Below are 12,148 nucleotides of genomic sequence, written 5' to 3' on the forward strand. Positions count from 1 at the left end.
TGCGGGGCGTCCGGCCGGCCGTGCGGCCGTCAGCGGTAGCCGGTGTCGTCGGCCGTCAGGCCCCGGTCTGGACCTCGACGACATAGCGCCAGCAGTCCGGGCGGGTGCCGTCGGTGTCGGTGAATCCGTAGAGGGGGGCCAGTTGCCCGCTGGAGACCCCCTTTCCGCTCCAGCGGCCGACGTCCGGATCCGCGGCGAGCGCGACCACGGCCCGAGCGACACAGGTGGGGGACTCGGCGATACAGAAATGCGGTACACGGGCGGTCGCCTCCCGCCAGGTCTCCTCGGTCACGCCGGAGGCCTCGAGCATCTTCTCCGACCGCAGCCGGCCGGGTGTGACGGCCACGGCCGCGCCACCGTACGGGGTGAGTTCATGGCTCAGGGCCAGGGTCATCCGCTGCACGGCGGCCTTCGCCAAGTCGTAGTAGGAGCCCTCGTGGTGGCGGTAGGCGGCGTTGTACTCCGGGGTGCCGTCGGTCATCTCGATCACCAGCCCGCCGGGGCGGCGGATGAGCAGCGGCAGCGCATGGTGGCGGGTGATCGCGTGGGTGTCGATGCCCATGCGCAGCATCCGCAGCCCGCCGGCGAGATCGTGCTCCCAGACGGTGGTGCCGAACTGGGCATAGGCATCGCCGCCGAAGATGTCGTTGACGAGGACATCGAGGCGGCCGTGGTCCCGGTCGACGCGCCGGATGAGAGCACGGACCTGATCGCTGTCGAGGTGGTCCACCGCAGGGCCGTTCCGGTGCCTCCGGCCGCGGTGACCAGCTCTCCGGTCTCCTCGATCGTCTCCGGCCGGTCGATCTCCGACCGGCCGGCGGTCCGGCTGCTGCGCCCTGTGGCGTACACCCATGCGCCGGCGCGGGCGAGTTCCACCGCGATGGCGCGCCCGGCGCCGGCCACCAGCGCCACCTTCCCCGCCAGCACCCCCTTCTCCCCCGCCCCCGCCTCGTCCCCCGCCCCCGCCTCGTCCCCCGCCCCCGCCTCATCCCTCGCCATGGCTCCGGCCTGCTCCCCTCTTCTCGCCCCGCTCCGGGGAATCCGGGCGGGGCCTCTCACCCCGGGACGGCCGGTACCGGCCTGCGGGGCGGAGTGCGTACGTAGCGCGCTCTCAACGGGCAGTCAGGAACTGAGGTGGTATTGGGCCCAGGGCTGATGGGAGGAAACGGGGTCCTCGTGCGAGGGCGCGAGGGTGCCCCACGGAGCGAGGGCGTTGTCCCATTCGGAGGCGAGGGCGGCCATGTTGTCCGGGACGGACTCCGCGGTCGGCATCGTGCCGGTGTGCCAGGCGGATGCCATCGGGTGTGCCGAGGGCGCGGCATTCCAGGGAGCCGTCTGCTGTGCGGGAATGGTGTATTCGGATTCATGAACATCGCCGGGACCGCGCCGGTGGCGTCCGGCATGGGTCTCGACCGGGCCCGGATAGAACCGCCCCTGGGCGGAGAGCTGTTGGGCCCGGGTCACCAGGCGGGTGAGATCGAGCCCGAATTCGGCGGCGAGTTCGCGCAGGTCCACCCCCGTCTGCCAACTGCCGATCAGCACCGCGTCCATGGCCGGTGACCAGCTCTGTTCCGCTGCCCCCGGGCTGCCGACGTTCTCACGGACCGGCCCGGGACGCGTTCCGGCAGAGGAGTTCTGGTGGTGAGGATATTCGGCAGCTGCCTCGGGGGCCGGCGGAGCCTCGTCGGGCTGCGGGACCGCGGCGGGAGTGGAGGCCGCGAGCAGTTCTTCGGCGACGGCGCGGGCGTCGTCCTTGCCCACCGTGCGCCGGGCGATCCGTACTTCCCGCTCGTTCAGACCGAAAAGACCCGCCACCGCGCCAGTGCTGCCCACCGTCACCGCGAACGCCGCCAGCACCCGTGACCGGTCGGCCTGCGCCTCGTCAAGTCTGGCCTGCGCCTCACGCACACGCTCGTCGCCCAGACAAAACGCTTCTGCCAGCACGGCGTTGCGGTCCCACAACTCTCTAGGATCCATACTTATTCAACGCCTCGCGCGCGCTGGTGTCCCGATCTGGCTAAATAAAACACCCCAAAGCACCCATCGAACCACCAGATGAAAATCACTCCGGCCCCACGGCTCCCGCCCGCCCCCCGGCCCCGCCGGATGCCATACGCCCAGGCCACGCGGCCGCGTCCCGCCACACGGGGGATTGTCGGTGCCGTGGGTTACTGTCTCGATCAGTCACATTTCCATATGTCCGTGTGTTCATGGGGGGGCCATGACTCGTATTTCCCGTACCTCATTCCGCGTCGCCGGGGCGTTGCTGACCGGCGCCGTGCTGTGCGGCACGGCGGCATGCGCGGCGTCCAAAGGGACCTCGGCGGACCGCTCCGCGCCGGAGAGCTTCCGCGCCGCGCCGGTCGCCGCGGTCCAGAAGGCCGTCAACAAGGGCGCCCGGCTCAACTCCGCTTCGTATCGCCTCTCCGGCAGGGTCCCGGGGCAGGGGACCATCGAGGGCAAGGTGTCGTTCAGCCTCCGTCCGCGCGTCGCCGACATGCAGATGAAGGCGTCCATGGGCGGGAAGGCACACGAGTTCTCGGTGCGGCTCGTCGGAGGCTCGGTGTATCTGGGCGGGGGTTCGGACACGGCGGCCGGGATGGACGGCAAGCACTGGATCAAGTTCGCCATGAAGGGCAAGGGGGCCGGCGGACTCGGGGGATGCAGCAGCAGGCCGACCAGGACCCGGCGGCGCAGGCGTCGTTGCTTCCGCAGTCCGAGGACGTCAAGAAGGTCGGCGCGGAGACCGTCGACGGCGTGCGGACGACGCACTATGCCGGCACGGTGGACGTGGCGGAGCTGCTCAGGCAGCAGATGCCCAAGAGTGCGATGGACGCCGCGCGCCGCAAGAAGGCGATCGAGCAGTACGGGCAGCTCGGGGTGCGCAAGCTGCGGCTCGACATCTGGATCGGACCCGATGACCGGACCGTGAAGTTCCGGGAGCGTGCGCAGGCGGCCCAGGGCCCGCTGGACCTGACCATATGGTTCTCCGGCGTCAACAAGCCGGTCACGGTCCAGGCGCCGCCGGCTTCGGACACGGTGGATCTGGAGCAGAAGCTGAAGGAGGGCGGCATACGGCCGCGCACCTCCTGACGGGCGTCTCAGTACGGCACGGGCGCATCGAGGTGCGGCAGGCCGATCGGGTTGGGGAAGGGGAGCACCTCCGCGGCCAGAATGCGGCGGACCACGGGCTCCAGCGTGTGCAGCATCGCCTCGGTCTGCGCCTCGGGCAGCGGGCGCAGCAGCCGGCCGGCCAGCCGGTCGGTGGCTGCCTCGATGCGCTCCCGTTCCCGTCTGCCGTGCCCGGTCGCCTCGCCGCGGGCGTCCACGAGGTCCCGGGCCCGCAGCCGGTCCGCCGCCGCTGCCCAGTCCTCCTCGCTCCAGCCGCGGTCCTGGCGCATGGCCTCCCCGGGGACGCGCCCGGACGCGGCGGCCAGGACCAGGGCCTCGCATCCGTCGAGCCCCTCGTCGGCGAGTACGGCGTGGTGCGCGTCGCCTCTGAACTCTCTGACGGTGGTGACCAGTTGCCACAGCCGCTCGACGGGGTCGGCGTGATCGCACAGCGCGCGGTTGGCGGCGAACAGCGGACGTGCGGTGGCCGGTGCGTCGTCGACGATCGCCTGGAGCGGCGGCAGCAGCTCGGCGGCGCGGCGCTCCAGTTCGGGGTCGATCCCGCGCAGCGCCCGGGCCGCGCGGCTGCCGCGTTCGTCGAGGACATGGGCCGGGCTGACGACGCTCCAGGCCGCGGGCAGCGCACGGGCGACCATCCCCGGCGCGAACACCCCGAGAACGGCCGTGGCCGCGGCGGGTTCCACCGCTCCCATGGGGGCGGTGCGGGCCGCGAAATACCCCATCCAGAAGCCCTTGAGACCGAGGTCCTTGCCCATGTCACGGCAGTGGTCGTCGAAGTAGCAGACCGCGTGCAGCGGCTCGGTCAGCAGCCAAAGCGATCGTGCGTGCAGCTCCATGCTCGGCACGCTACCGCCGGCGGACGTCCGGCGCACCGCGTGCACGGCCCGTACGGCCCCTCGTACGAGCCCGCCCCGGGAGCCGGAGCCGGCGGGGAGACCCACCCGCACCACAGAGAGGATCAGCAGCAATGCCCACCCACGCAGAGATCATCGACCTCGCACTGGACCGCATAGTGACGGGCTATGTCTTCCCCCAGCGTGCGGTGGAGATCGATCAGGCGATCCGGGCCCGGCTGGCATCGGGGACGTATGACGCGCTGAGCGGTGCCGCGTTCTGCGCGGCGGTGACCGCGCACCTCCAGGAGGTCTGCCCGGACAAGCACCTCCGGCTGCTGTGGCAGGACGAGCCCCGGGCCGCCGAGTCGGCGGAGGGGGACGCGGGGCGGGCGGCCTTCCTCGCGCTGATGCGGGCCGAGAACCACGGCATCCGCCGCTGCGAGCAGCTCGACGGCAACATCGGCTGTCTGGACATCCGGTGGATGGCCGACGCCGGGGAAGGCGCGCGTGCGATCGGTGCGGCCATGGAGCTGGTCGCGCACACCCGGGCCCTGCTGCTCGATCTGCGGGAGTGCCGGGGCGGCTCCCCCGCGGGCGCCGCGATGTGGTGCAGCTACTTCTTCCCCGACGATCAGGTGCACCTCAACGACTTCTACGAGCGCTCCAGCGACTCCACCCGGCAGTTCTGGACCCTGTCGCACCTGCCGGCGCCGCGCTATCTCTACCGTCCGGTGTACGTCCTCACCAGCGCGACCACGTTTTCGGGCGGGGAGGACGTGGCGTACACCCTGCAGGCCTACGAGCGCGCGGAGGTGATCGGGGAGACGACCCGCGGCGGGGCGCACCCGACGAAGCGGCATGCGGTGACGGAGCACATCACGGTCACCGTGCCCACGGCCCGGACGATCAATGCCGTCACCGGCAGCAACTGGGAGGGCGTCGGAGTGCACCCGGACCGCGACGTACCGGCCGACACGGCATTCGAGGTGGCGTACAAGGAGGCGCTGGGACGGCTGGCCTAGACGGTGGGGCGGCAGTGGCGCGTCAGGCGTCGGTGCGGCCGCCCGCGCCGAATCCCGACTGCCAGGCCCACAGATGGGTGCAGTTGGGGCACTGCAGGTGCAGGACGCTGCCCTTGTTCGACAGGAGGTAGCGCCAGTGGTCCTCACAGGTGCGGCCGTCGAGGCAGGTGCCGCATTCCTGGTGGTCCTGGCAGCCGGGGCACGGGACCCAGGCCCGGCGGCCGATATCGGCGGTGGGGTCGAGCGGCAGCATGCTCAGGCCTGTCCGGAGGCGGGCAGCACCCCGGCGGAGACCAGCATGTCGTAGGTGGCCTGCTGCTCCGCGTCCAGGTCCGAGTAGAGGAGACGGTAGGCGTCGGCCTCCCCCTCCAACACCGCGAGGGGGTCCCAGGTGTCCCCCAGCGCCGCGACGACTTCGGTGCGCCGCCGGGCCTCGTCTGCGGTGAGGTCGAACTCGACTATGTGGTGGTCCGAGGTATTGCGGTCGATCATGGTGCGCGTCCCATGCCACGTGCGGATGATTCGAACGTGTCTATCAAGCCGGGCGGCACTGAGGAAGCGTCAGGCGGAGAGCGTCCCGGAGGGGTCCGGCATACGGAACGGCCGGTCGCGCAGTGTGCACTCACGAAAGCGTACGGAAGTGGGTAAAGCGGAATTCCCGTGTGGGGAATTGCCTGCGTCGTGCCGGAGGTGTCCGCTAATGCGAGGTGTGACGGAATTCATCCCGGTCGGGTCAGCCGCCCGTCCCGGCCGGACCGCCGGACCGCCGGAGAGTCGCAGAACCGGAGAACCGGAGAACCGGAGGTCCGCAGAATCCGGAGAACCGGAGGTCCGCAGAATCCGGAGAACCGGAGGTCCGCAGAACCGTCTCAGGACCCGTCCGGTCGCCCGGCCTGCGGCGGCCCCGCGGGCAGGCGTCGTACCGCGACCGCGGCGGCATCGTCGCCCAGGCGGCCGTCGGTGTGCGCCAGCAGATCCGCCCGCAGCAGCTGCAGGACCTGCTGCGGGCTGCAGCCGCTCCAGGCTCCCGCGCGCTCGGCCAGCGGGTAGAACACCCCCTTGCCGTCGCGGGCCTCGGTCACCCCGTCCGTGTAGAGGAGCAGCAGATCCCCCGGCTCGAAGGGGAACGTCTCGACCTCGTAGTCGGGGGCGCCGGCCAGCCGGCCGAGCCCGATCGGCAGCGCGGTCCGCTCCGGGCGCAAGGTGAGGGCCCACCCGTCGCGCAGCAGCAGCGCGGGCGGGTGGCCGCACGTGATGGTGCGCAGCACGGGCCAGTGATCGGGGATGTCCAGCAGCGAGACGGTCGCGAAGGTCTCGTCGGTGTCGGTGTCGGTGTCGGTGTCGAGGTCCGGGGCCGGGGCCGAGTCCGGGCCGGCGGGCTCCGGACCGGGCTCCGCGGTGGCGGCCGGGGCGGAGCGGACATCCGCGTCGGGGGCGTCACCGGCCTCCGTCGCGGCCTCCGTCGCGGCCTCCGTCGCGGCCTCCGTCGTCGCATCCGGGGCGTTGCCCCACTGGCTGCTGTCCCAGCGCACCGCGCCGTCGAGGTGGATGGCCAGCTTAGGCAGGGTGGCCTGACGGTGGGCGGCGGCCCGGAAGGCGCCGAGGAGAAGGGCCGCATGGCTGTAAGCGGGCAGCCCCTTGCCCCGGACGTCGCCGATGATCAGCCGGGTACTGGTGGTGGTGCGGGCCGCCGCGAAGAGATCGCCGCCCATCGCCGCCTCCTCCTCGGCCGCCAGATAGAAGGACGCGATTTCCAAGGGGCCACTGCGGGCGGGCAGCGGTCTGAGCAGCACCTGCTGGGCGACGGCGGCCACCGAGCGGCTCTTGGTGAGCCGCCGCTCGCCGCGGTCGCGCACGACGGTGTAGAGCACGACCAGCGCGGAGACGACGATCAGCGCGGCGATCTGGGCCTCGAGATTCTCGGTGAACAGCACCCGGCGCACGAGCCCGATGCTCACCTGCGCGACCACCGCCAGCGCCCCGATCGCCGCCGTCAGCTCGGGCCCGGCGAAGGCCGCGGTGAGCGCTGGGGCCGCGACCAGCAGGGGCCCCAGATGGATGTCGGGCGGCGAGAGGACATCGATCGTGCAGACCGCCACGATGAGCCCGATCGGGAACAGCACCAGGACGTGACTGAGCTCCCGTCGTCCCCAGAGCCGAGGCAGCCGTCGCAAGGGCATGCCTCATGGTGGCACCCGGGAGGGCGAAATGCCCGGATCGTCCCGCCGGGTCGTCGCGGGAGGCGCCTCACTCCGCCCGCTCCGCCCCTTCCGCCACCCATTCCGCCGCCTCCCCGCGCATCGCCGCGATGAGCAGATCGAGGGCGCGCTCGACGGCCGAACCCGCCATGAGCGGCAGATGCTCCCGTACGCGGTGCAGGCTGGGGTACTCGTCAGCGGGCAGGCTGCCGTACTGCGCCTGCCAGGCCTGTTCGTCGGCGGCGCGCTGGGCGGGGGCCAGCCGCAGCACACCGGCGTCCAGGGCCGCATGGCCGAGGGCGGTGTCCACGAGCGCGTGGTAGTGACGGACGGCCGTGGCCTCGTCGAAGCCGGCCCCGAGCAGCAGGCCGACGCCGGTGTCGACCGCGCGCTGCTCATGGGGGCGGCCCGTGACCCGGACCGTGCTGAACACGGCGATCTGCGGATGGCGCAGCGCGGAACGGTAGGCGCGCAGGCCCAGTTCGCGCAGATCGGCGGCCCAGTCGCCAGTGGATCCGAAACCGGTCATGCACTCGCCGATGAGCCGGTCGGCGAGCGCCAGCAGCAGGTCCTCGGTGTTGCGGAAGTAGCGGTAGACGGCGGAGGGGTCGGCGCCGAGCGCCGCACCGAGTTTGCGGACGGTGAAGGCCTGCGCGCCCTGGGCGTCGATCAGTTCACAGGCCGCGTCGACGATCAGATCGGCCGACAGGACCACCCCCGAGCTGGTCGGCCGGCGCCGCTTGCGCTCGGCCGGGACGCGCTCGCTCTCCGTCACGCCTGACCTCCGTATCGCTCCGCCCCCGACCCCTCGGGCCCCGTGCGGGCAAGTTAATCACCAGGTTACGTCAACACCGTTGACACAAGGAGGAGCGGGCGGTTTCATCGGCGGACATACACGGACCGCCGCGGTGCCGTACCCCGCTCCGCACCCCTTTCCCACGACGCGGCCGGGCCCCGATCCCGGGCCCGGCCCGTGCCGCCCCGCCTTGCCACCCCTTCCGCACCTCCCCCCGGCCCGGCGCGAGTCCGGCCCGGGCCGCCGTTCAAGGAGTGAGTGCCATGCCTTCCCCCGTGCAGCAGGACCCCGGCCGGCCGAGAATGCGCCGCTCGCTGGGGGTGAAGGACGGTGTGGCCATCGCCGCGTCGAGCACCGCCGCCACCACCAGCCTCGGCATCGGGATGGGCTCGCTGGCCGCGTACGCCGGGCGCCAGACACCCGCCCTGCTGCTGCTCGCGTTCCTCCCCGTGCTCGGCATCGCCCTGTCGTACGCCCGGCTCAACCGCACCGAGCCGAACTGCGGCAGCGGCTACACCTGGGTGGGCCGGTCCATCGGCCCCTGGTCGGGGTTTCTGACCGGGTGGGTGGTGCTGATCGGCAACGTGATCTTCATGGCGTACACGGGGGCGGTGACCGGCTCCGTGGTGCTCCAGTTCCTCAACAAGCTCGGGCTGCACAGCCTGTTGGGCCTCCGGCTGGATCCGTCCTCGACCGGCATCAGTACCGCCGTCGGCCTGGTGGCGCTGGTCGTCGTCACGGTCACCGCCATCACCGGCGTGCGGTCCGCGACCCGGATGCAAATGTGGCTGCTGATCTTCGAGTACACGGTGCTGTTGGTCTTCTGCGGCTATGCGCTGTACATCGGCGACCAGCCGTTCTCGCTGTCCTGGCTCAACCCCTTCGACATCGGCTCACCGCAGGCACTGGCCCAGGGGATGGTGATCGCGGTGTTCATCTACTGGGGCTGGGACGCCGCGTTCAGCGTCAACGAGGAGACCCGTAGCGCCTCCGACGCGGCCCGCGGCGGACTGATCGCGCTGGTGGCGATGCTGGGACTGTTCCTGATCGGCGCACTCGCGTTCCAGCGCGTGATGAGCACGGGCGAACTCATCCACAACGGCCCCCAGGCGCTCACCTTCCTCGGCAGCACCCTGGCGCCGGAGCCCTGGGCCTCACTGCCGCTGGCCGCCCTGATGTGCTCCGCCTTCGCCTCGCTCCAGTCGAGCGTGATCCCCACCGCCCGGGGGGCGCTGGCGATGGCCCGCGACCGGACGCTGGGCCCGGTCTGGCAGCGCCTGCATCCGCGCTACGGCTCGCCGGCCGTGGGGACCCTCGTGATCATGGCCATGGCGGCGCTGCTGGCCATGCTCGCGGTCGGCATCCCCAAGCTCAACGACATGATCCTGACCGCGGTCAACTCCATCGGCCTGACCGTGGCCCTCTACTACGGCCTGACCGCACTCGCCTGCGCGGTGCGCTTCCGCGGCAGCCTGCGCGACGGCGTGGTGCGCGCGCTGCGGGACGTGGTCGTCCCGGCGGCGAGCGCCCTGGCGCTGTTCGGGCTCGGCGCCTACCTCGTCTGGGACTACGCGACCATGAGCGACCACTTCGAGGCGAGTCCGGACAACGGCTGGTTCATGCTGCTGCTCCCCGCGCTGTTCCTCCTGCTGGGCCTGGCCACCGCCGCCTGGGCCAAGTGGGTGCGCCACGCCCCGTACTTCCGCACCGGCCGGGGCACCGACGCCGATGCGCTCACCCTGCCGATGGACGGGGACGCCGGCGGGCCGCTGCCGCACCCCGTGGAGAGCTGACCGCCCGCCCGGCCCCCTCGCGACGACCGCACCACCCACCCGACACCACTGGAGCTGCACCCTCATGGATCTCCGCACCACCGTGCACCCCGAGCCCGGCCCGGCCGGCGTCCCCTCCGGATCCCCCGGCGACCACCGCGCCGACCTCGTCTTCCTCTCCGGCCCCGTACACACCGTCGACCCCGCGCGGACCCGGGCGAGCGCGGTGGCGGTCCGCGGGGACCGGATCATCGCCGTCGGGCACGACGCGGCGGTGCGCGAGCTGATCGGACCGGGCACGGAGGTCGTCGACCTGGGCGGCAAGCTGCTGATCCCCGGCTTCCAGGACGCCCATGTCCATCCGGTCGGCGGCGGGCTGGAGTTGGCGCTGTGCGATCTGAGCGCGGCGGAGACCGCCACCGCGTACCGCGAGCTGATCAGCGCGTATGCGGCAGCGCATCCGCAGGCTCCGTGGATCACGGGCGGCGGCTGGTCCCTGGAGGCGTTCCCCGGCGGGATGCCGACCCGCGAGTTCCTGGACGAGCTCGTCCCCGACCGTCCGGTGTTCCTCGTCAACCGTGATCACCACGGCGGCTGGGCCAACACCTGCGCACTGGAACGCGCCGGGGTGACCGCCGGTACGCCGGACCCGGCCGACGGGCGTGTCGAGCGGGACGCCGACGGCCACCCGACCGGCATGCTGCAGGAGGGGGCCATGCGGCTGGTGGGCGATCTGGTGCCGGAGCCGACGCTCGCCGAGCGGACCGCCGGTCTGCTCAGAGCGCAGCGGCTGCTGCACGGCTACGGGGTGACCGCCTGGCAGGACGCGATGCTGGGCCGCGCTCCGGGGTCGCCCGACGTCACTCCCGCCTACGTGGCCGCCCGCAGCGAAGGGAAGCTCACCGCGCGGGTGCGGGGGGCACTGTGGTGGGAGCGGGACCGCGGCGTGGAGCAGATCCCCGAACTGCTGGCGCGGCGGGAGGAGTTGACGGGCGGGCGGCTGCAGGCGACCAGCGTCAAGATCATGCAGGACGGCATCGCCGAGAACCACACCGCCGCCATGCTCAGCCCCTACCTCACGTCCTGCGGCTGCGCCTCCGGCAACAGCGGCATCTCGTTCATCGCCCCCGGGGATCTGTGCACCTATGTCACCCGGCTGGACGCGGAGGGCTTCCAGGTGCACTTCCACGCCCTGGGCGACCGGGCCGTACGCGAGGCACTGGACGCGGTCGAGGCGGCCCGGCGGACGAATGGCCGGACCGACACCCGGCCCCACCTCGCCCATCTCCAGGTGGTCCACCCCGAGGACATCCCGCGCTTCCGCCGGCTCGGCGCGACCGCCAACATCCAGGCGCTGTGGGCGGCCCACGAACCGCAGATGGACGAGCTGACCATCCCCTTCCTGGGCGCCCAGCGGGCCGCCTGGCAGTATCCGTTCGGCGATCTGCTGCGCTCGGGCGCCACCCTGGCGGCGGGCAGCGACTGGCCGGTCAGCTCCCCGGACCCGATCGCCGCCCTGCATGTCGCGGTCAACCGCCGGACCCCGGACGGCCCGGACGCGGCACCGGCCTTCCTGCCCGAACAGCGCATCGACCTGGGGGCGGCGCTGGCCGCGTACACGGCCGGGAGCGCATACGCCAACCACCTCGACGACACCGGCACCATCCGTCCCGGCATGCTGGCCGACCTGGCCATCCTCGACCGCGACCCGTTCGACGGCCCCGACGAGGAGATCGCCGCGACCCGGGTGCTGGAGACCTTCGTCGGCGGGAGCCGGGTGTACGCGGCCGACGACGCCTGAGCAGGACGGCGCGGCCGGAGCCCCACGCCCCGGCCGCGCCACCCCCGCGCTGTGCGCCCGGCGGACCCGCCCCGCGCTCTCGCGGTGGGCCGGCCCGCCGGGCGGGACGCGCGCCTACTCGATGACGAGCTCGACGTCGATGTTGCCGCGGGTGGCCTTGGAGTACGGGCAGAACTCGTGCGTGGCCTCGACCAGCTTGTGGCCGGTCTCGCCCGCGAGGGTCTCCGGCAGCTCCACCCGCATGACGACCCCGAGACCGAAGCCGGTGCCGTCCTTGCCGATCGAGACCTCGGCGGTGACCGAGACGTCCTTGGTGTCGATCTTCATCTGGCGGCCGACATTGCTCATCGCGCTGGCGAAGCAGGCCGCGTAGCCGGCGGCGAAGAGCTGCTCCGGGTTGGTGCCCGCGCCGTTGCCGCCGAGCTCCGGGGGCATGGCCAGGGCGAGGTCGATCCGGCCGTCGGAGCTGACGGCCCGTCCCTCGCGGCCGTTGGCGGTGGCGACAGCGGTGTACAGCGCGTCCATCAGGGTTCCCTTCGTGGCGCGGCGGCCGTTTCCCGGCCGCCCGATGGGCACTACAGTCGCACACAT

11 protein-coding genes and 1 pseudogene are annotated in these 12,148 nt (G+C 72.3%); 4 read left to right on the forward strand and 8 right to left on the reverse strand.

The window, feature by feature from the left end:
* Positions 1-29: 29 nt before the first annotated feature.
* A pseudogene (locus OIU81_RS02415) lies at positions 30-912 on the reverse strand (SDR family oxidoreductase).
* 210 nt (positions 913-1,122) lie between these two features.
* Complete coding sequence (locus OIU81_RS02420; protein WP_329143290.1) at positions 1,123-1,962, reverse strand: hypothetical protein; 840 nt, start codon at positions 1,960-1,962, stop codon at positions 1,123-1,125.
* A 699-nt stretch (positions 1,963-2,661) separates the two neighbouring features.
* On the opposite strand from OIU81_RS02420, the gene OIU81_RS02425 reads away from it, so the two are divergent.
* Positions 2,662-3,093, forward strand: a complete 432-nt coding sequence (locus OIU81_RS02425; protein WP_329143291.1) for a hypothetical protein — start codon at positions 2,662-2,664, stop codon at positions 3,091-3,093.
* 8 nt (positions 3,094-3,101) lie between these two features.
* On the opposite strand, the gene OIU81_RS02430 is transcribed toward OIU81_RS02425, so the two are convergent.
* Entirely contained in the window at positions 3,102-3,968 is an 867-nt protein-coding gene (locus OIU81_RS02430; protein ID WP_329143294.1) for an SCO6745 family protein, read from the reverse strand.
* A 131-nt stretch (positions 3,969-4,099) separates the two neighbouring features.
* On the opposite strand from OIU81_RS02430, the gene OIU81_RS02435 reads away from it, so the two are divergent.
* Entirely contained in the window at positions 4,100-4,990 is an 891-nt protein-coding gene (locus OIU81_RS02435; protein WP_329143296.1) for a S41 family peptidase, read from the forward strand.
* Positions 4,991-5,012: 22 nt separating this feature from the next.
* Here OIU81_RS02435 and OIU81_RS02440 read toward each other — a convergent pair whose 3' ends face one another.
* The 4 genes from OIU81_RS02440 to OIU81_RS02455 all read right to left on the reverse strand — a co-directional run bounded on the left by OIU81_RS02440 (position 5,013) and on the right by OIU81_RS02455 (position 7,963).
* On the reverse strand, positions 5,013-5,243 hold the full coding sequence (locus OIU81_RS02440) for a hypothetical protein (RefSeq protein ID WP_329143298.1): 231 nt from the start codon (positions 5,241-5,243) through the stop codon (positions 5,013-5,015).
* A 2-nt stretch (positions 5,244-5,245) separates the two neighbouring features.
* Complete coding sequence (locus tag OIU81_RS02445) at positions 5,246-5,482, reverse strand: DUF6400 family protein (protein WP_329143300.1); 237 nt, start codon at positions 5,480-5,482, stop codon at positions 5,246-5,248.
* A 377-nt stretch (positions 5,483-5,859) separates the two neighbouring features.
* Positions 5,860-7,170, reverse strand: a complete 1,311-nt coding sequence (locus tag OIU81_RS02450; RefSeq protein ID WP_329143302.1) for a PP2C family protein-serine/threonine phosphatase — start codon at positions 7,168-7,170, stop codon at positions 5,860-5,862.
* A gap of 67 nt (positions 7,171-7,237) precedes the next feature.
* Positions 7,238-7,963, reverse strand: a complete 726-nt coding sequence (locus OIU81_RS02455; RefSeq protein ID WP_329143304.1) for a TetR/AcrR family transcriptional regulator — start codon at positions 7,961-7,963, stop codon at positions 7,238-7,240.
* 284 nt (positions 7,964-8,247) lie between these two features.
* Between OIU81_RS02455 and OIU81_RS02460 the strand changes: the two genes are divergently transcribed.
* A complete protein-coding gene (locus OIU81_RS02460) occupies positions 8,248-9,777 on the forward strand; it encodes an APC family permease (protein WP_329143306.1) in 1,530 nt (509 codons plus the stop codon).
* A gap of 64 nt (positions 9,778-9,841) precedes the next feature.
* Positions 9,842-11,557, forward strand: coding sequence for an amidohydrolase (locus OIU81_RS02465; protein WP_329143308.1), 1,716 nt, complete (start codon positions 9,842-9,844; stop codon positions 11,555-11,557).
* Positions 11,558-11,671: 114 nt separating this feature from the next.
* Here OIU81_RS02465 and OIU81_RS02470 read toward each other — a convergent pair whose 3' ends face one another.
* A complete protein-coding gene (locus OIU81_RS02470) occupies positions 11,672-12,082 on the reverse strand; it encodes an organic hydroperoxide resistance protein (RefSeq protein ID WP_329143310.1) in 411 nt (136 codons plus the stop codon).
* Positions 12,083-12,148: the final 66 nt, after the last annotated feature.

The organism is Streptomyces sp. NBC_01454 (assembly GCF_036227565.1).
Taxonomy (GTDB): domain Bacteria; phylum Actinomycetota; class Actinomycetes; order Streptomycetales; family Streptomycetaceae; genus Streptomyces.

Excerpts from the sequence above, each read along its gene's own strand:
- OIU81_RS02425 (WP_329143291.1), top strand. The coding sequence starts at position 2,662 with ATGCAGCAGCAGGCCGACCAGGACCCGGCGGCGCAGGCGTCGTTGCTT.
- OIU81_RS02430 (WP_329143294.1), bottom strand. The coding sequence starts at position 3,968 with ATGGAGCTGCACGCACGATCGCTTTGGCTGCTGACCGAGCCGCTGCAC.
- OIU81_RS02435 (WP_329143296.1), top strand. The coding sequence starts at position 4,100 with ATGCCCACCCACGCAGAGATCATCGACCTCGCACTGGACCGCATAGTG.
- OIU81_RS02440 (WP_329143298.1), bottom strand. The coding sequence starts at position 5,243 with ATGCTGCCGCTCGACCCCACCGCCGATATCGGCCGCCGGGCCTGGGTC.
- OIU81_RS02445 (WP_329143300.1), bottom strand. The coding sequence starts at position 5,482 with ATGATCGACCGCAATACCTCGGACCACCACATAGTCGAGTTCGACCTC.
- OIU81_RS02450 (WP_329143302.1), bottom strand. The coding sequence starts at position 7,170 with ATGCCCTTGCGACGGCTGCCTCGGCTCTGGGGACGACGGGAGCTCAGT.
- OIU81_RS02460 (WP_329143306.1), top strand. The coding sequence starts at position 8,248 with ATGCCTTCCCCCGTGCAGCAGGACCCCGGCCGGCCGAGAATGCGCCGC.
- OIU81_RS02465 (WP_329143308.1), top strand. The coding sequence starts at position 9,842 with ATGGATCTCCGCACCACCGTGCACCCCGAGCCCGGCCCGGCCGGCGTC.
- OIU81_RS02470 (WP_329143310.1), bottom strand. The coding sequence starts at position 12,082 with ATGGACGCGCTGTACACCGCTGTCGCCACCGCCAACGGCCGCGAGGGA.